At 73.9% G+C, this 18,191-nt stretch carries 19 protein-coding genes; 15 read left to right on the top strand and 4 right to left on the bottom strand.

Going from position 1 to position 18,191, the window contains the following annotated elements; genetic code table 11:
- Positions 1-3: 3 nt before the first annotated feature.
- The 15 genes from murG (at position 4) to ACFWDO_RS15475 (ending at position 15,214) form a co-directional block, all read left to right on the top strand.
- A complete protein-coding gene (gene murG / locus ACFWDO_RS15545) occupies positions 4-1,170 on the top strand; it encodes an undecaprenyldiphospho-muramoylpentapeptide beta-N-acetylglucosaminyltransferase (RefSeq protein WP_380319557.1) in 1,167 nt (388 codons plus the stop codon).
- Entirely contained in the window at positions 1,167-2,678 is a 1,512-nt protein-coding gene (gene murC, locus ACFWDO_RS15540; protein ID WP_380319510.1) for a UDP-N-acetylmuramate--L-alanine ligase, read from the top strand. The genes murG and murC overlap by 4 nt, the downstream gene beginning before the upstream one ends.
- A complete protein-coding gene (locus ACFWDO_RS15535; RefSeq protein ID WP_380319507.1) occupies positions 2,678-3,628 on the top strand; it encodes an FtsQ-type POTRA domain-containing protein in 951 nt (316 codons plus the stop codon). The genes murC and ACFWDO_RS15535 overlap by 1 nt, the downstream gene beginning before the upstream one ends.
- Before the next feature lie 211 nt (positions 3,629-3,839).
- Positions 3,840-5,189, top strand: coding sequence for a cell division protein FtsZ (gene ftsZ / locus ACFWDO_RS15530; RefSeq protein WP_380319504.1), 1,350 nt, complete (start codon positions 3,840-3,842; stop codon positions 5,187-5,189).
- A 7-nt stretch (positions 5,190-5,196) separates the two neighbouring features.
- Complete coding sequence (gene pgeF, locus ACFWDO_RS15525; RefSeq protein ID WP_380319501.1) at positions 5,197-6,006, top strand: peptidoglycan editing factor PgeF; 810 nt, start codon at positions 5,197-5,199, stop codon at positions 6,004-6,006.
- Positions 6,007-6,140: 134 nt separating this feature from the next.
- A complete protein-coding gene (locus ACFWDO_RS15520; RefSeq protein ID WP_380319498.1) occupies positions 6,141-6,611 on the top strand; it encodes a cell division protein SepF in 471 nt (156 codons plus the stop codon).
- 114 nt (positions 6,612-6,725) lie between these two features.
- The gene (locus ACFWDO_RS15515) at positions 6,726-7,016 is read left to right on the top strand and encodes a YggT family protein (RefSeq protein WP_380325559.1); all 291 of its coding nucleotides are present in this window, start codon (positions 6,726-6,728) and stop codon (positions 7,014-7,016) included.
- Between the two features lie 154 nt (positions 7,017-7,170).
- The gene (locus ACFWDO_RS15510; protein WP_380325556.1) at positions 7,171-7,803 is read left to right on the top strand and encodes a DivIVA domain-containing protein; all 633 of its coding nucleotides are present in this window, start codon (positions 7,171-7,173) and stop codon (positions 7,801-7,803) included.
- Positions 7,804-7,960: 157 nt separating this feature from the next.
- Positions 7,961-8,422 carry a TraR/DksA family transcriptional regulator gene (locus ACFWDO_RS15505; RefSeq protein ID WP_380325553.1) on the top strand — a complete coding sequence of 154 codons (462 nt, stop codon included), beginning with the start codon at positions 7,961-7,963 and terminating at the stop codon, positions 8,420-8,422.
- 88 nt (positions 8,423-8,510) lie between these two features.
- Positions 8,511-9,233: a signal peptidase II gene (locus ACFWDO_RS15500; protein ID WP_380325550.1), complete on the top strand. Its 723-nt coding sequence runs from the start codon at positions 8,511-8,513 to the stop codon at positions 9,231-9,233.
- A 1-nt stretch (position 9,234) separates the two neighbouring features.
- Positions 9,235-10,167: an RluA family pseudouridine synthase gene (locus ACFWDO_RS15495; protein ID WP_380325547.1), complete on the top strand. Its 933-nt coding sequence runs from the start codon at positions 9,235-9,237 to the stop codon at positions 10,165-10,167.
- Between the two features lie 7 nt (positions 10,168-10,174).
- Positions 10,175-10,591 carry a YkvA family protein gene (locus ACFWDO_RS15490; protein WP_380325544.1) on the top strand — a complete coding sequence of 139 codons (417 nt, stop codon included), beginning with the start codon at positions 10,175-10,177 and terminating at the stop codon, positions 10,589-10,591.
- A gap of 83 nt (positions 10,592-10,674) precedes the next feature.
- Positions 10,675-14,229 (top strand): DNA polymerase III subunit alpha, encoded by a 3,555-nt coding sequence (dnaE, locus tag ACFWDO_RS15485; RefSeq protein WP_380325541.1) that lies wholly within the window; start codon positions 10,675-10,677, stop codon positions 14,227-14,229.
- Positions 14,226-14,741, top strand: coding sequence for an NUDIX domain-containing protein (locus tag ACFWDO_RS15480; RefSeq protein WP_380325562.1), 516 nt, complete (start codon positions 14,226-14,228; stop codon positions 14,739-14,741). The genes dnaE and ACFWDO_RS15480 overlap by 4 nt, the downstream gene beginning before the upstream one ends.
- Positions 14,742-14,809: 68 nt before the next feature.
- The gene (locus ACFWDO_RS15475; protein WP_380325538.1) at positions 14,810-15,214 is read left to right on the top strand and encodes a pyridoxamine 5'-phosphate oxidase family protein; all 405 of its coding nucleotides are present in this window, start codon (positions 14,810-14,812) and stop codon (positions 15,212-15,214) included.
- 75 nt (positions 15,215-15,289) lie between these two features.
- On the opposite strand, the gene ACFWDO_RS15470 is transcribed toward ACFWDO_RS15475, so the two are convergent.
- From ACFWDO_RS15470 to ACFWDO_RS15455, 4 genes are read right to left on the bottom strand one after another with little or no spacing between them, the layout of a single operon-like run.
- A complete protein-coding gene (locus ACFWDO_RS15470; RefSeq protein ID WP_380327051.1) occupies positions 15,290-16,084 on the bottom strand; it encodes an ABC transporter permease in 795 nt (264 codons plus the stop codon).
- Positions 16,081-17,022 carry an ABC transporter ATP-binding protein gene (locus ACFWDO_RS15465; RefSeq protein ID WP_380327053.1) on the bottom strand — a complete coding sequence of 314 codons (942 nt, stop codon included), beginning with the start codon at positions 17,020-17,022 and terminating at the stop codon, positions 16,081-16,083. Before ACFWDO_RS15465 ends, ACFWDO_RS15470 begins: the two co-directional genes overlap by 4 nt.
- A complete protein-coding gene (locus tag ACFWDO_RS15460; RefSeq protein WP_380327056.1) occupies positions 17,019-17,321 on the bottom strand; it encodes a transcriptional regulator in 303 nt (100 codons plus the stop codon). Before ACFWDO_RS15460 ends, ACFWDO_RS15465 begins: the two co-directional genes overlap by 4 nt.
- Positions 17,314-17,982: a hypothetical protein gene (locus ACFWDO_RS15455; protein WP_380327059.1), complete on the bottom strand. Its 669-nt coding sequence runs from the start codon at positions 17,980-17,982 to the stop codon at positions 17,314-17,316. Before ACFWDO_RS15455 ends, ACFWDO_RS15460 begins: the two co-directional genes overlap by 8 nt.
- Positions 17,983-18,191 lie beyond the last annotated feature (209 nt).

The raw sequence follows: 18,191 nt of genomic DNA, 5'->3' as shown, positions 1-18,191 counted from the left end.
GTCCTGCGTGTGAAGAGCTCTGCAGTCACGTCCGTCGTCCTCGCCGGGGGCGGCACCGCCGGCCACGTCAACCCCCTCCTCGCCGTCGCGGACGAGCTCCGCGCCCGCGAGCCGGAGGCCAGGATCCTCGCCCTCGGCACCACGTCGGGGCTCGAGGCCGATCTCGTCCCGGAGCGCGGCTACCGGCTGTGGCCGATCCCGCGCGTGCCGCTGCCGCGGCGCCCGAGCGTGGACCTGCTGAAGCTGCCCGGCCGGCTCAGCGCCGCCGTGAAGGCGGCCGAGGCGGCGATCGACGAGATCGGCGCCCAGGCGGTCGTCGGCTTCGGCGGGTACGTCTCGACGCCGGCCTACCTCGCGGCCCGGCGCAAGGGCGTCCCGGTGGTCATCCACGAGCAGAACGCGCGCGCGGGCCTGGCCAACAAGCTCGGCGCCCGCTGGGCGGCCCGCATCGGCGCGACGTTCCCCGGCACCCCGCTGCCCGGCGCGCAGGTCGTGGGCCTGCCGCTGCGCGCGGAGATCGCGGAGCTCGTCGCCCGTCGCGAGGCGGACCCGGTCGGCGCGCGGGTGGAGGCCGCCGACGCGCTCGGGCTCGACCCGGCCCTCCCGACGCTCGTCGTCACGGGCGGCTCCTCCGGCGCCGCCTCGGTGAACGCCGCGCTGGCGGGCGCGGCGGACGCCCTGCTGCGCGCGGGCGTCCAGGTGCTGCACCTGACCGGCAAGGGCAAGGACGGCCCGGTCCGCACCGCCGTCGAGGCCGCCACGGCCGCGGGCGGTCACGAGGCCGGGCGCTACCAGGTGCGCGAGTACCTGTCCGAGATGCAGCTCGCGCTGGCCGTCGCCGACCTCGTCGTCGCGCGCTCGGGCGCGGGCACCGTGTGCGAGCTGGCCGCGCTCGGCGTGCCGGCGGTCTACGTGCCGCTGCCCATCGGCAACGGCGAGCAGCGCCTCAACGCCGCGCCGCTGGTCGAGGCGGGCGGCGGCGTCCTGGTCGACGACGCCGACCTCACGCCCGCCTGGGTCGCCCAGCACGTTCCCGCGCTGCTCGGCGACCACGCCCGGCTCGAGTCGATGGCAGCCGCGGCCCGCGCGACCGGCGTGCGCGACGGCGCCGCGCGCGTCGCGGACCTCGTGGCCGAGGCCGTCGCCGCCGGCGCTGAGGCCCGGGCATGAGCGCCGCGGCCGACGTCGCGCCGGTCGGGTCGCTCGGCCGCGTGCACCTCGTGGGCGTGGGCGGGGCGGGCGTCTCCGTCGTCGCCCGGCTGCTGGCCGCCCGCGGGGTGGACGTGCAGGGCTCGGACGCTGCCGCCGGACCGGCCCTCGAGGCGCTGCGCGCCGACGGCGTGCGGGTGTGGGTCGGCCACGACGCGGCGCACGTCGTGGGCCCGGACGGAGCCCCGCTGGTGGACACGCTCGTCGTGTCCTCGGCCGTGCGGGAGACCAACCCGGAGCTGGCGGCCGCGCGCGCGGCCGGCGTCCAGGTGCTGCACCGCTCGCAGGCGCTCGCCTCGCTGATGCTGGACCGCCGCGCGGTGGCCGTCGCGGGCGCGCACGGCAAGACCACGACCTCGGCCATGGTGGCGACCGTGCTGCGCGCCTGCGGCGTGGACGCCTCGTTCGCCATCGGCGGCACGGTGCGGGTCCGTGACGCCGACGGTCACGAGGGCGCCGTGCCCGGCGGGCACCTGGGCACCTCGGACGTGCTGGTGGCGGAGGCGGACGAGTCCGACGGCTCGTTCCTCAACTACGCGCCCTTCGTGGCCGTGGTGACCAACGTGGAGCCCGACCACCTCGACCACTACGGGTCGCAGGAGGCGTTCGAGCGCGCCTTCGTGGAGTTCGCGGACCGGATCGTGGTCGGTGGCACCCTCGTGGCGTGCGCGGACGACGCCGGGTCGGCGGCGCTCGCAGCCGCCCACCGGGCGGCCGGCCGGGCCGTCGTCACCTACGGGGAGGCGCGGGACGCGGACGTGCGCGTGCGCGACGTCGTCGTCGGCGCGGGCACCGTGTCCGCGGTCGTGTCCGGAGGCCCGCTGGGCGAGGAACCGCACGAGCTGCGGCTCGCCCTCCCCGGCGCGCACAACGCCCTCAACGCGACGGCCGCCGTCGTCACGGCGGTGCTGCTCGGGGCCGACCCCGCGGCGGCGGTCGAGGGAGCGGGGACGTTCGTCGGCACCGGGCGGCGCTTCGAGCCCAAGGGCGAGGCCGACGGCGTCCGGGTCTTCGACAGCTACGACCACCACCCGACCGAGGTGGCCGCGCTGCTGCGGGCCGCGCGGCCGGTGGCGGGGCAGGGGCGCATCGTCGTTCTCTTCCAGCCGCACCTGTACTCGCGCACGCGGATCTTCGCGGACCGGTTCGCCGCCGCCCTCGCGCTCGCCGACGAGGTCGTCGTCACGGGTGTCTACCGGGCGCGCGAGGACGTCGACCCGGCGGTCGGCCCGCGGACGATCACGGACCTGCTGGACCGCACGGCCACCGGCGGGGGAGTGCGCGCCGTCGAGGACCGCCTCGAGGCGGCGCACGTCGTCTCCGCGCTCGCCCGTCCGGGCGACCTGGTGCTGACGGTGGGCGCCGGCGACGTGACCGAGCTCGGCCCCGTGATCCTCGCGGACCTCGCCGCGCGCGGCTCCGGCGTGGCGTCGCCCGCCGCCGGTCCCCGCGACGAGACCATGGGGTGATGCGACCGCCAGCCCGACCGCGCCCGAGCACGGACCAGCGTCCCGCGACGGGCGCGACGCGCACGGCGACGTCGCGCCCGGCCCCGGCCACCGCCCCCACGGGCACCCCGGCGGCCCGCCCGAGCCGCGCCCCCCGCACCGACTCCCGCGGCACCGCGCGTGTCGAGCAGGTCCGGACCGCGGCGACCGCGGTCGTCCCGGCCGGGGTGGAGGTCCCGCCGCGCGTGTCGACCGCGATGGCGGACCGGCTCGCCGAGCGCACGGCGATGCGGCGGCACCGCGCGTGGCGCCGCGTGCTCGCGTGGGTGCTCGCGGTGGCGCTGGTGGTGGGCCTCGGTGTGGCGGCCCTGTGGTCCCCGGTGCTGGCGCTGGAGAAGGCGCAGGTCTCGGTCTCGGGGGTGGACCAGTACGTCGACGAGGCCGCGGTCCGCGAGATCGTCGAGGCGCCGGACGGCACGCCCCTGCCGCGGCTCGACACGGTGTCGCTGCGCGAGCAGGTGCTGCGCCTGCGCGGCGTCAAGGACGTGCGCATCGCGCGGTCGTGGCCGCACGGGCTCGCGGTCGAGGTGACGCCCCGCGTCCCGGTGGCGGCGGTGCCCGACGGCGACGGCCTCGCCCTGCTGGACTCCTCGGGCGTCCGCGTGGCGACCCGCGGCTCCGCGCCGAAGGGCCTGCCGCAGGTGGACGTGCCGCTGGACGACGCGCTGGCGCTCCAGGCGGCGCTGCACGTGCTCGCCGCGCTGCCGCCGGGGCTGGCGAAGCAGGTGGAGCAGGTCGGCGCGGACACCCAGGACGCCGTCACGACGGTGCTCGACGACGGCACGACGGTGGTGTGGGGCGGGAGCTCGAGGCTGGCCCTCAAGGTCGAGGCGGTGCGCACGGTGCGCAAGCTCGACGACGGCGCGCGCACCATCGACGTGTCGTCGCCCGAGCTGCCGGTGACCCGGTGAGCGGCGGCCGCGTCGGGCGCAAGCACCGGGCGCGCGCGACACGCCGGTCCACGTCCGGCGCCGGGCCCGACGCGACGCCTACCGTCGATCGCAGCAGCAACCTGACATAACTCTAACCCTCAACTCGAACCTTAAGGTTAGACCCGCGGGGTCGACGAGGGGGAGCGAGAACCGGACGTCGGGGACAAGGAACGACCCGAGAGGCAACGACGTGGCAACTCCGCAGAACTACCTGGCAGTGATCAAGGTGGTCGGTATCGGCGGTGGCGGCGTGAACGCCGTGAACCGCATGATCGAGGTCGGGCTCAAGGGTGTCGAGTTCATCGCCATCAACACCGACGCACAGGCGCTGCTGATGTCGGACGCCGACGTCAAGCTCGACGTCGGTCGTGAGCTCACGCGCGGTCTCGGCGCCGGCGCCGACCCCGAGGTCGGCAAGAAGGCGGCCGAGGACCACGCCGAGGAGATCGAGGACGTCCTGCGGGGCGCCGACATGGTCTTCGTGACGGCGGGCGAGGGCGGCGGCACCGGCACCGGTGGCGCTCCCGTGGTAGCGCGCATCGCGCGCTCGCTCGGCGCGCTGACCGTGGGCGTCGTCACGCGGCCGTTCACCTTCGAGGGCCGTCGCCGGTCCGTGCAGGCCGAGCAGGGGATCGAGACGCTCCGCGAGGAGGTCGACACCCTCATCGTCATCCCGAACGACCGGCTGCTGTCGATGTCGGACCGGAACGTCTCCGCGATCGCGGCGTTCCACTCCGCCGACCAGGTGCTGCACTCCGGCGTCCAGGGCATCACCGACCTCATCACGACCCCCGGCCTGATCAACCTCGACTTCGCGGACGTGAAGTCCGTGATGCAGGGGGCGGGCTCCGCGCTGATGGGCATCGGCTCGGCGAGGGGCGAGGACCGCGCCGTGCAGGCCGCCGAGCTCGCGATCTCCTCGCCGCTGCTCGAGGCCTCCATCGACGGCGCCCACGGCGTCCTGCTGTCGATCCAGGGCGGCAGCGACATCGGCCTCTTCGAGGTGCACGAGGCCGCCCGCCTGGTGCAGGAGGCCGCGCACTCCGAGGCCAACATCATCTTCGGGACCGTCATCGACGACGCGCTGGGCGACGAGGTGCGGGTGACCGTCATCGCCGCCGGGTTCGACGGCGGCGTGCCCCAGACCCGCAAGGACGGTCGCGGCCTCGGCCAGATCGCCGGTGCGTCGGCCAAGCCGGCCGTGTCGGCCGACGGTTCCCCGGCGACCGCGCCCGTGCCGCCGCCCGGTGTGCAGACCGCGCCGCCGCGTCCGCCGCAGCCCGCCACCCAGTCGGTGCCCGCGGCGAGCGTCCAGCCCCGGCCGATCCCTGCGGAGCCCGACGACGTCCCCGTGAGCCTCGACGCGCCGCCGGCCCCGCCGGTGAGCACGCGCCCCTCGGAGGCGCGCCGCCCGTTCACGGTGGTCGAGGACGCCGAGGGCGAGGGCGTCACGGTGGAGCGGCCGGTCGAGGTGCCGCGGCTGTTCGAGGAGCCGCGCCGCCCCGCCGAGGAGCTCGACGTGCCCGACTTCCTCAAGTGAGCGCGGAGTGAGCGGAGCGGTCGGCTGGGCCCAGGAGGCGTTGTTGCCGGCGCAGTTCGGCGCAGGGTTGCTGCGGGTGGACCTCGGGGAGGGCGTCGTGGCGGGCTTCACCACGCGCCACGGCGGGGTCTCGCCCGCCCCGTGGTCCTCGCTCGACCTGGGCACGTCGACCGGCGACGACCCGGTCCGGGTGCGGGAGAACCGCGCCCGGCTCGGGGAGTGGGTCGGCGCGCCGGTCGCCTTCTCCGCCCAGGTGCACGGCGACCGCGTGCTCGACCTCGGAGCCGCGGAGCTCGCGGAGTGGTCGTCGGCCGAGCCTCCGGGGGCCGCGGGCGAGGCCGACGCGATGGTGACCGCGGAGCCGGGTCTCGCGCTCGGGGTGCTCGTGGCCGACTGCGTCCCGGTCGTGCTCGCGGACCCGGTGGCCCGCGTCGTCGCCGTCGCGCACGCGGGCCGCAAGGGCGTCGCCGCGGGCGTGGTCCACCGCGTGCTCGACGGGATGCTCGCCCGCGGCGCCCGCCTCGAGGACGTGCGGGCGGCCGTCGGCCCGGCCGTCTGCGGCACCTGCTACGAGGTGCCGGCCGCGATGCGCGCCGAGGTCGCCGACGTGGTCCCCGAGACGTGGTCGACCACCGCGGCGGGCACCCCCGCGCTCGACCTTCCCGCCGGGGTGCTGGCCCAGCTGGCCGCGCGGGGGGTCGACGCGTCCCGGGTGGACCGGTGCACCCTCACCGACACCGACCTCTACTCCCACCGCCGTGCCACGGCCCAGGGCACGACGACGGGCCGGCAGGCCGGGGTCGTCGTCCTGACCTGACGCGGCACAGGGAAGACGCGCCCCGCGGGCGCGACACACCGGCGTGTCGTGCGCCGATGCCGCTGCGGGCGTGGTTAACGTCGTGACACCGTCCGGGACGGAGGGCGGGACGTGGCGACGAACGGAGCAGGGCGATGGGCGGAGCGCTTCGCAAGACGATGCTGTACCTGGGGCTCGCCGACGACCAGGGGGAGTCGGAGGAGTACCTCGACGAGTACGAGGAGCTGGAGGCACCGGTGCGCGACCGTGACGACTACCAGGCGCAGGTCACGCCGCTGCACCGCGGCGGGGCGAGCGAGTCGGTGATCGCGTCCGACCTGCGGCGCATCACGACGATCCACCCGCGCTCGTACAACGACGCGCGGACCATCGGCGAGGCGTTCCGCGGCGGTACCCCGGTGATCATGAACCTGTCGGACATGGACGACGCGGACGCGAAGCGTCTCGTCGACTTCTCCGCCGGCCTCATCTTCGGCCTCCGAGGCTCGATCGAGCGCGTCACCAACAAGGTCTTCCTGCTCTCGCCGGAGCACGTCGAGATCTCCGGCGAGGAGCCACCGGCGGAGAAGCCGGCCGGCCGCGGGGCCTTCTACAACCAGAGCTGACCGCTCGGGCCGGCCGACAGGCCGGCCGCCCACCGAACGCGCCGACGGACCCGTCCGTCGCAGGGCCGGGGCATGTCGCCCCGGCCCTGCGGCGTGCTCGGGTAGGTTCGTCCCGTGAACGCAGTGTTTACCCTCATCGGCTTCCTCCTCGGCCTGTTCCTGTTGTGCCTCGTCGTGCGCCTGGTGTTCGACTGGGTGCAGTTCTTCGCGCGGGACTGGAGGCCCCGCGGGGTCATGTTGGTCATCGCGGAGGCCGTCTACACGGTCACCGACCCGCCGCTGCGGGCGCTGCGGCGGGTGATCCCGCCCCTGACGCTCGGCCAGGTTCGTCTGGACCTCGCGTTCCTCATCCTGTTCATCGGGACGTCGATCCTTCAGCAGCTGTTCCTGGCCTGGGGTCGGTGACGATCGCCACGGCGCTGACGTGTGAAGACGTCGTGTGGGCAGTACGACCCGGTCTCCCCGGACGAGTCGCCCGCCGACGTGTCCGCTACCGTGGTCACCCAGACGGCCCGGGACCCGGGTCTCCGACGATCCTGCAAGACGATGAGGTGAGACGATGGCGCTGCTGACGGCAGAAGACATCCTGAACAAGAAGTTCGCCGCGACCAAGTTCCGCGAGGGCTACGACGTCGAAGAGGTGGACGACTTCCTCGACGAGGTCGTGCGGACCCTGACGGCGGTGCAGGAGGAGAACGACGACCTGCGCTCCAAGCTCACCGCGGCGGAGCACCGCGTCGCCGAGCTGAGCCGCTCGGACGCGGCGCAGCAGTCGCAGCCCACGCCGAGCCCCGCCCCGACGCCGGCGCCCGCGCCGGCCCCCGCGGCGGCCAAGCAGCAGCCGGCGGAGCCGGAGTCCGCGACCGGCATGCTCCAGCTGGCGCAGAAGCTGCACGACGACTACGTGCGATCCGGCCAGGAGGAGGGCGACCGCCTCATCTCGGAGGCCAAGTCCGAGGGCACGCGCATCGTCCGCGAGGCGGAGGAGACGAGCCACCGCACGCTGTCCCAGCTCGAGCAGGAGCGTTCGCTCCTCGAGCGCAAGATCGACGAGCTGCGCCTCTTCGAGCGCGACTACCGCACGCGCCTGAAGAGCTTCCTGCAGAACCTGCTGGGCGACCTCGACGCCCGCGGCTCGGCCCTGCCGCCGCAGCGGCAGAACGCCAACGCCGGCCGCGGCTCGGAGCTCTGAGCGGGGGGCCGTCACCCCGCGCACCCCGATCCGCGTCCTCGCCTCTCCCGAGCGGCCCGCACGACTCACGCGCCACCCCGCGCGTGCTGTTGTGCGGGCCGCTCGCCGCACTTACGCTGCGGTGACTCGTCGTCGACGCACCACGGAAAGGGCACCGATGGCCAAGCTCTCGACCACCACCCGCGCCGCACTGCGCGAGAACTTCCCGCACCTCGCGCGGGACGTGAAGTCGTTCCCGGTCCGCGAGGGCGAGGAGCCCTGGACCCTGCACGAGGTGGAGGAGCTGGCCGCCTTCCTGCTCGAGGACAAGGAGCGGCTCGAGCGTGAGCTCGCTGTCGCGGACCAGGAGCTGTCCGACCTGCTGCGCAACTCCGGCGACGGGGCGGGCGACGACCAGGCCGACTACGGCTCGAGCGCCCTCGAGCGCGAGCAGGAGCTCACGCTGGTCAACAACATGCGGGACCTGCTGGCGCAGACCGCGCACGCCGTCGACCGCATCCGCAAGGGCACGTACGCCACCTGCGAGATCACCGGGCTGCCGATCGGAAAGGCGCGTCTCCAGGCCTTCCCCCGTGCGACGCTGTCGGTCGAGGCGAAGGCGCGCGAGGAGCGGCGCTGACGCTGCTCGGGGCCGGGCTCCGGGCCGGGTGCGCGAGTTCGGCGTCGGCGGTCCTGCGACGGGCGGCGTCCGCCTAGACTTGCCGACGATGTCGACCACGCCCGCCGGCTCCGCCCCGGCCCCCGAGCCCACGCCGCGCGACGGCGCCACCGAGCCGCCCGCGACGGGCGCGCCCGCCGACGCCGCCCCCGAGGGCACGGAGGCGAAGGCCCCCGAGCCGGGGACGGACACCGCGCCCGTCCCGGCCGAACGCCGTCGTCGCCTCATCACCTGGACTTTCGTCCTCGCGGCCGTCGTGCTGCTCGTGGACCAGCTCACCAAGTGGTGGGCGGAGTCCGCGCTCGTGCTCGGCGGGGAGCCCAAACCGCTGGTCGGCGAGCTGCTGCAGCTTCGCCTCATCTACAACGACGGCGCCGCGCTGTCGATCGCGTCGGGCATGACGTGGATCCTCACCATCGTGGTGTGCGTGGTGGTGGTCGTGATCCTGCGCGCGATCCGGCGGATCGGGTCCGTGGGCTGGGCCGTCGCGCTGGGGCTGCTGCTCGGCGGCGCGGTGGGGAACCTGGGCGACCGCTTCTTCCGCGAGCCCGGCTTCGCGCGCGGGTACGTGGTCGACTTCATCGACTACGGCGTCTTCGTCGGCAACGTGGCGGACATCGCCATCGTCGCGGCCGCGGTGCTCATCGTCATCCTGTCGTTCCGCGGGATCGGGCTGGACGGCCGCCGGCACGTGGACGCGCCCCCTGCCGCGAGGCCCGGCGCCGACGCGACCTCCGACGCGACGTCCGACGCCGCCGACGAGGGGCGCTGACGTGTCCACGCGTACCCTGCCCGTCCCGGACGGGCTCGCGGGCGAGCGGGTCGACGCGGCCCTCGCACGGATGCTCGGATTCTCGCGCACCCAGGCGGCGGACCTCGCGGCGTCGGGCGCGGTGCTGCTCGACGGGCGCGAGGTCGGCAAGTCCGACCGCGTGGTGGCCGGCGGCTGGCTCGAGGTGACGGTCCCCGAGGCGCGCTCCGCGCCGCCCGCCGTGGTCGCCGAGCCCGTGCCCGGCATGTCCGTCGCCTACGAGGACGACGACGTGGTCGTCGTCGACAAGCCGGTCGGCGTCGCGGCGCACCCGTCGCCGGGCTGGACCGGGCCCACCGTGGTGGGCGCGCTCGCCGCGGCCGGCTACCGGATCGCGACGTCGGGCGCGGCCGAGCGGCAGGGCATCGTGCACCGGCTCGACGTCGGCACGTCGGGGCTCATGGCCGTCGCCAAGAGCGAGGCCGCGTACACGGGGCTCAAGCGGGCGTTCAAGGAGCGCACGGTCGAGAAGGTCTACCACGCGCTCGCGCAGGGGCACCCCGAGCCGACCACCGGCACGATTGACGCCCCCATCGGCCGCCACCCCGGGGCCGACTACAAGTTCGCCGTCGTCGCCGACGGCAAGCACTCGGTGACGCACTACGAGGTGCTCGAGATGCTCCCGTCCGCGTCGCTGGTCGAGGTGCACCTCGAGACGGGGCGCACCCACCAGATCCGGGTGCACTTCCAGGCCGTGCGACACCCGCTGGTCGGTGACCTCACCTACGGCGCCGACCCCGTGCTCGCCTCCAAGGTGGGGCTGGAGCGGCAGTGGCTGCACGCGATGCGGCTCGGCTTCGAGCACCCGCTCACCGGCCGCTGGGTGGAGGTCACCAGCGAGTACCCCGACGACCTGGCGCACGCGCTCGAGGTCGTCCGCGGGGCGTACCGGTAGGCATCCGGTGCGCGACCTGCCGTTCTGGGCCGACGTGCTCCTCGGGCTCGTCGTCGCGGTGCTCGCGCTGTGGGCCGTGCTGCTCGTCGGCCTGCTCGTCGTGCGCCGGCGCACCGGCCGCGGGTCGCTGCGCGGCGCGGTCCGGCTGCTGCCGGACGTGCTGCGCCTGGTCAAGCGCCTCGCCGTGGACCGGACCCTCACCCGCCGCGTGCGGGCGCTGGTCGCGGTGCTGCTCGCCTACCTGGCGATGCCGTTCGACGTCGTGCCGGACGTCATCCCCGTGCTGGGCTGGGCCGACGACGTCGTCGTGGTCGTTCTCGTGCTCCGGGCCGTCGTGCGCAGCGCGGGCCCCGACGTCGTGCGCCGGCACTGGCCGGGCACGGAGGACGGCCTGCGCGTGCTGCGGCTCCTCGTGCGATGGTGACCTGCCCGAGGGTGACGCCGGTGTGAGGCGGCTCTCGGCGCGTGCGTCCGAGGGCGTCGGTGGCGCCTCCTAGACTCGTCGACATGCCGGCCGAGACTGACGACTTCGTCCATCTGCACGTCCACACCGAGTACTCGATGCTCGACGGCGCGGCGCGGATGAACGAGCTGTTCAGCGAGGTGTCGCGCCTCGGCCAGAAGGCCATCGCGATCACGGACCACGGCTACCTGTTCGGCGCCTTCGACTTCTGGAGCACCGCGCAGAAGCACGGCGTCAAGCCGATCATCGGCGTCGAGGCGTACGTGACGCCGGGCACCAGCCGCCACGACCGCACCAAGGTGCTGTGGGGCGAGCAGCACCAGCGCCGCGACGACGTCTCCGCCGGCGGCGCCTACACGCACATGACGCTGTGGGCGCGGGACAACGAGGGGATGCACAACCTCTTCCGCGCCTCCTCGCTGGCGTCGCTGGACGGCCAGATGGGCAAGTGGCCGCGCATGGACCGCGAGCTGCTGGAGACGTACGGCAAGGGGCTCATGGGCACCTCGGGCTGCCCGTCGGGCGAGGTGCAGACGCGCCTGCGGCTCGGCCAGTGGGACGAGGCGGTGCGCGCCGCGGGCGAGCTCCAGGACATCCTCGGCAAGGAGAACTTCTTCGTCGAGCTGATGGACCACGGGATCGAGATCGAGTCCCGGGTCACGAAGGACCTGCTGCGGCTGGCCGAGACGATCGACGCGCCCCTCGTGGCCACGAACGACCTGCACTACACGAAGCAGGAGGACGCGCACTCCCACGAGGTGCTGCTCGCCGTGAACTCGGGGTCGACGCTCGACGAGCCGACCTACGACCAGGGCGGCAGCCGGTTCGCCTTCAGCGGCGACACCTTCTACGTGCGGTCGGGCGCGGAGATGCGGCGGCTGTTCTCGGAGCACCCGGAGGCCGTCGACAACACGCTGCTCATCGCCGAGCGCTGCGACGTCTCGTTCGACACCAAGGCGAACTACATGCCGCGGTTCCCCGTGCCCGAGGGGGAGGACGAGGTCAGCTGGTTCGTCAAGGAGGTCGAGGCCGGCCTGCACCGCCGGTACCCGGGCGGGATCCCGGACGACGTGCGCAAGCAGGCGAACTACGAGGTCGAGGTCATCATCCAGATGGGCTTCCCGGGGTACTTCCTCGTAGTGGCCGACTTCATCAACTGGGCCAAGGAGCAGGGCATCCGCGTGGGGCCGGGCCGTGGCTCGGCGGCGGGATCGATGGTGTCCTACGTCATGGGCATCACGGAGCTCGACCCGCTCAAGCACGGCCTGATCTTCGAGCGCTTCCTCAACCCGGAGCGCATCTCCATGCCCGACGTCGACGTGGACTTCGACGAGCGCCGGCGCGCCGAGGTCATCCGGTACGTCACCGAGAAGTACGGCGACGACCGCGTGGCCATGATCGTCACCTACGGCTCGATCAAGGCGAAGCAGGCGCTCAAGGACGGCTCCCGCGTGCTCGGCTTCCCCTTCGCGATGGGGGAGAAGCTCACCAAGGCGATGCCGCCGGCCGTGATGGGCAAGGACATCCCGCTGTCCGGGATCTTCGACCCGAAGCACGAGCGCTACGCCGAGGCCGCCGAGTTCCGGGCCGTGCACGACGCCGACCCCGAGGCGCAGCGCGTCGTCGAGACGGCGCGCGGCATCGAGGGCCTGAAGCGGCAGTGGGGCGTGCACGCCGCGGGCGTCATCATGTCCAGCCACCCGCTGATCGACATCATCCCGATCATGCGGCGCCCGCAGGACGGCGCGGTCATCACGCAGTTCGACTACCCGACGTCCGAGGGCCTCGGCCTGATCAAGATGGACTTCCTGGGGCTGCGCAACCTCACGATCCTCGACGACGCGCTCGAGAACATCGTGATGAACGGCAAGGACCCGGTCGCGATCGAGACGGTCGAGCTCGACGACAAGGCCACCTACGACCTGCTCGCCCGCGGCGACACGCTCGGCGTGTTCCAGCTGGACGGCGGCGCGATGCGCTCGCTGCTGCGCCAGATGCGGCCCGACAACTTCGAGGACGTCTCCGCCGTCATCGCCCTGTACCGGCCCGGGCCGATGGGCATGAACTCGCACATCAACTACGCGCTGCGCAAGAACGGCATGCAGAAGATCGAGCCGATCCACCCCGAGCTGGAGGAGCCGCTCGCGGAGGTGCTCGGCGAGACGTACGGCCTCATCGTCTACCAGGAGCAGGTGCAGCGCGCCGCGCAGATCCTCGCCGGCTACTCGCTCGGCCAGGCCGACCTGCTGCGCCGCGCGATGGGCAAGAAGAAGAAGGAGATCCTCGACAAGGAGTTCGTCCCGTTCCAGGCGGGCTGCCGGGAGCGCGGCTACTCCGACGCGGCGATCCAGGCGGTGTGGGACGTGCTCGTCCCGTTCGCCGGGTACGCGTTCAACAAGGCGCACTCCGCCGGGTACGGCGTGGTGTCCTACTGGACGGCCTACCTCAAAGCGAACTACCCGACCGAGTACATGGCCGGCCTGCTCCAGAGCGTGCGGGACGACAAGGACAAGATGGCGCTCTACCTGGGCGAGTGCCGTCGCATGCACATCACAGTGCTGCCGCCCGACGTCAACGACTCCGCGGCCAAGTTCACCGCCGTCGGCGCGGACATCCGGTTCGGCCTGACCGCGATCCGCAACGTCGGCGCCAACGTGGTGGACGCGATCATCGCCGCGCGCGAGGAGAAGGGCGCCTTCACCTCGTTCACGGACTTCCTCGACAAGGTGCCGGCCGTCGTCTGCAACAAGCGGACCATCGAGTCGCTCATCAAGGCGGGCGCGTTCGACTCCCTCGGGCACCCGCGCCGCGCGCTGCTCGTGGTGCACGAGCAGGCCGTGGACTCGGTCATCTCCGTCAAGCGCAAGGAGGCCGAGGGGCAGTTCGACCTCTTCGCCGGCTTCGGTGGCGCGGACGAGGACGCGGCGATGACGTTCGCCGTCGACGTCCCGGACCTGCCGGACTGGGACAAGAAGCAGCGGCTCGCGTTCGAGCGGGAGATGCTCGGCCTGTACGTGTCCGACCACCCGCTGTCCGGGCTGGAGCACGTGCTCGCGCGCGCGGCGGACACGTCGATCGCCGCCCTGATGGCCGACGAGGGCCGTCCGGACGGGTCCACCGTCACCGTCGCCGGCCTGCTCACCAGCGTGCAGCGCAAGATGAGCAAGAACGGCAACCCGTGGGCCGCGGTCACGGTCGAGGACCTCGAGGGCGGGGTCGAGGTGATGTTCTTCGGCGAGACGTACCTGGCCTACTCGACGATCCTCGCGGAGGACCAGGTCGTCACGCTGCGCGGCCGGGTACGGCGCCGCGACGACCAGATGCAGCTGCAGGCCATGGAGGTCTCGCTGCCGGACACGTCCGCCGTGGCCGACGCGCCCGTCCTGGTGACGGTGCCCCACACGCGGTGCGTCGAGCCGGTCATGGCGCGGCTGCGCGAGGTGCTCGCCTCGCACCCGGGCTCGGCGGAGGTGCACGTGAGCGTCGCCGAGCCGGGCAAGCGGACGATCGTGCGGGCCGCGGACACGCTGCGGGTGGAGAAGTCGCCCGCGCTGTTCGGCGACCTCAAGGCGCTCCTCGGCCCGGCGTGCCTCTCGTGACCGGGGCGGACGCAGCGGGGCCGGGCTGGGACGACGGCTCGGCCGACCACCGGTTCCGGGTGGTGCCCGCGGCGTACCTGTACCTGCGCCGCGAGGGCCAGGTGCTGCTGCAGCTGCGCCAGGGCACGGGCTTCATGGACGGGCACTGGGCCGCCGCCGCGGCCGGCCACGTCGAGGCGGGGGAGTCCGTGCAGGAGGCGGCGGTGCGGGAGGCCCGGGAGGAGCTCGGCGTCGTCGTCGAGGCCGCCGACCTGGTGCCCGTCACGACGATGCACCGCGGGCAGCCCGGCGGTCCGGCTCTGGAGCAGCGGGTCGACTTCTTCTTCACCGCCACCCGCTGGTCGGGCAGCCCGGAGATCCGGGAGCCGGGCAAGGTCGCCGACCTGCGGTGGTTCCCGTTCGTGACGCTCCCCGACCCGGTGGTGCCGCACGAGCTCGAGGTGCTGCGCGCCCTGCACGACGAGGGCCGGCACGGCACCCGCGTGCCGCCGATCCTCTCCGACGGGTTCTGACCCACGGGTCCGGACCGGACCGGACCGACCGGTCCGTGGCCCGTCGCCGGCCGCCGTAGGCTCGTGGCGTGTTCCGCCTCAACCCCGAGCAGCTCGTGTTCGTCACCGAGCGCCACCTCGCCACCCTGACCACGCTCCGCGCCGACGGGAGCCCGCACGTCGTGCCCGTCGCCTTCACCTGGGACGCGGACGCCGGGGTCGCCCGCACCACCGCGCGGCGCACGTCGACCAAGGTGGCGAACGCCCGCCGGGCGACGGCCGACGGCGGCCGGCCCCGGGCCGCGCTGTGCCAGGTCGACGGCGGGCGGTGGTTGACCCTCGAGGGCACGATCGAGGTGAGCGAGGACCCCCAGGAGGTCGCGGACGCCGTCGCGCGGTACACGAAGCGCTACCGGCCGCTCGAGCACGACCCGGAGCGCGTCGTCCTGCGCCTCACCCCCGACCGGGCGATGGCCTCCACCTACATGGCCTGAGGGTTGTGAGCGCGCGTTTGGCCCTGAACCCTCCCGGATTCAGGGCCAAACGCCCGCTCACAGCACAGACCCGGGTCAGCGGAAGCGGCGGCCCTCGTCGCGGCGGTAGGCGACGACGGCGAGGACGGCGAACAGGGCCGTCCAGCCGAGCAGCACCGCCCACGCCAGCCCGTAGGCCGGCTCGCCGGTGAGGGCCTGCACCAGCAGGTCGCGACCGGCGCGCGTGGGCGTGGCCTGCGAGATCGCGTCCAGCCAGCCCGGGAACACCTGCGGCGGCAGGAACAGACCGCCCGCGAACGCCAGCGGGAACAGCACCACCTGCACCACCGGCAGCGCGGCCTTCGCGGACAGCGAGTACCCCACAGCCATGCCGAGCAGCACGAACGGCACGGAGACCAGCAGGATGGTGCCCACCCCGGCGAGCAGCTGCCCGAACGTCACCGACGCGGCCGTGAACAGCCACCCGATGAGGACGAGCGGCACCAGCCCGAAGAGCGCGAAGATCGCGCCGTTGCCGATCCGCGCCACCATCCGCGGGCCGGGGCCGGCGGGCAGGGAGCGCAGGAAGGGGTCGAACGGGAGCTGGCGGTCCTCCGCCACGCCCAGCCCGTAGGTGAACAGGCTGGCCGAGCAGACGGCGAACAGGCCGAGGCTCGCGACCGCCATCGTCGACCACAGCGGGTCGTTCGCCACCTCGCGCTGCGGCACCACGAAGAAGAACATCGCCAGAGCGGGGAACAGCATGTTGCCCAGCACCGCGATCGGCACGCGCACCGTCTCGAGGAACTGGTAGCGCAAGTGCAGCCAGGTCAGCCGCAGCGGCCCGGGGGCGCCCGGCGCCCGTCCCGGGGTCGTGGTCGTCGCGCTCATCGGGCCACCTCCTGCAGCACCATCTCCTCGAAGGCCTCCTCGAGGCTGGCGCCCCGGATCCGGAGGTCGTGGAAGTCCACGTCGCCGCGGACGAGGTCGCGCACGAGGGCGTCCGCGTCGGCGGTGTACAGCTCCTGCACGCCGCCCTCCCGGCGCTCGGCGCGCACGACGCCCGGCCACGCGGCGAGGTCCGTCGCGGACCGCAGCGCCACCCGGCGCAGGCCGACGCGCCGGAGGATGGCCTCGAGGGAGTCGTCGGCGCGCACCACGCCGCGGTCGATGACGACCACCCGCTGCGCCAGCGCCTGCACCTCCTCGAGGTAGTGGCTGGTCAGCAGCACCGTGCCGCCGCCCGCGTGGTAGGCGCGGACCGCGTCCCACAGCGCCTGCCGGGCGCCGACGTCGAGGCCGGTGGTGGGCTCATCGAGCAGGACGACGCGCGGGCGCCCCACGAGCGCGAGCGCCACCGCGAGGCGCCGCTTCTGCCCGCCCGAGAGCGCGCCCGTCTGCCGGCGGGCCAGGTCGGCGAGCCCGAACTGCTCCAGCAGCTCGCCGGTCGGCACCGGTCCGGCGAAGTGCCCGCCCACGAAGTCGACCACCTCGCCCACGCGCAGGGTGGGCGGCAGGCCAGTCTCCTGCGGGGTGATGCCGAGGCCGGCGCGGCTGGCGGCGTCGCGGGGGTCGCCGCCCAGCAGCCTCACGGTGCCGGAGTCGGGGCGACGCTGGCCGCTCACCAGCGACAGGAGCGTGGACTTGCCGGCGCCGTTGGGTCCGAGCAGCCCGACGAGCTCGCCGGGCCCGACGTCCAGCGACACGTCGTCGAGCGCGACGACGTCGCCGAACCGGCGCGTCACACCGCGGACGGCGACGACGGCGCCCGTCGACGTGGGCACCGGCGTGACGGCGGGCGCCCGCTCGGGGGGTCGGGTGCGGGTCATGATCCGGCTCCTCTCAGCAGGCCGGTGAGGGCCTCGGTGTAGTCCTCGAACGCCCGTCGCCCCTGCTGCGTGAGGGCGAGGTACGTCGCGGGGGTGCGACCCTCGTGGGTCTTGGTGACGCGGACGTAGCCGGCGTCCTCGAGCTTGCGCAGGTGGGTGGACAGGTTGCCGGCCGTCATGTCGAGGAGCTTCTGCACCTTGGGGAAGCTCAGCTCGTCGCCGGCGTCCAGGGCGGCGAGCGTCGCGACGACGCGGAGCCGGGCGGGCGCGTGGATGACCGGGTCGAGGGCGTCAGGCACGGGTCGCCCCCTCGTCGGCACGCCGCCGCCGGCGCAGGACCCGCAGGTGCTCGACCACCGCCATCACGACGAACCCGCCGCCGCCCGCGAGCGCCATCACGAGGTACGTGCCGGGCAGCCCGACGAGCGTCGCGACGCCGGCGACCAGCAGGATCCACGTGCCGAGGACGAACAGGTTCCGGTCGCCGAACGCCGTGGCGCCGCCCAGGTAGAGCAGCCCGACGACGAGGCACGCGCCACCGTTGCTGGCGAGGGCCATGACCTCGCCGTCGGCGCCCGCCCGGGCGAGGCCGCCGAGAAACACGCTGAAGGTGAGGAAGCCGAGCATCCACGACCACCCGTACATCGCGCCCGTGCGGGCGGAGACGCCGCGCGTGCCCGCCGTGCGGCTCATGGTGTGCACCATCGTGAAGACGACGGCCGCGGCGATCGCGCCGGCGAACACCCAGAACGCCCACGCCTCGGGCTCCCCGTGGGCACTCGCGCTGGTCCACAGCACGAGGTAGCCGGCGAGCCAGGCGACGCCCCACGCGCCGTACAGCGCGCGGCCGTCCGGCTCGAGGGCGGCGCGGGCGCGGTCCTGCTGCTCGCGGATCAGCCGCAGCGAGTCCGCGGCGGCGAGCTCGGCGTCGTCGGCCGGCCAGCCGGGGGTCTCGGTCATCACTACCTCACAGAGAACTTTGTGCTACAAACTTGTTTGTCGATCATGGCAGCGTCTGCCCTTGGACACAACCCCCAGAGTCAGCGTCCAGATCGACCTGCTGCTCCGTCGCGCGCTCAAGGATGCCGGGCGGCCACCCCGCGAGGACGGCTGACCCCGCCGAGACGTTGTGGGCGCTCGGTTGGCGCTGTTCCGTGGAGGAACAGCGC

Source organism: Isoptericola sp. NPDC060185 (assembly GCF_042728595.1).
Classification (GTDB): Bacteria; Actinomycetota; Actinomycetes; order Actinomycetales; family Cellulomonadaceae; genus Isoptericola.
This window is presented reverse-complemented; position numbering and strand designations above follow the sequence as displayed.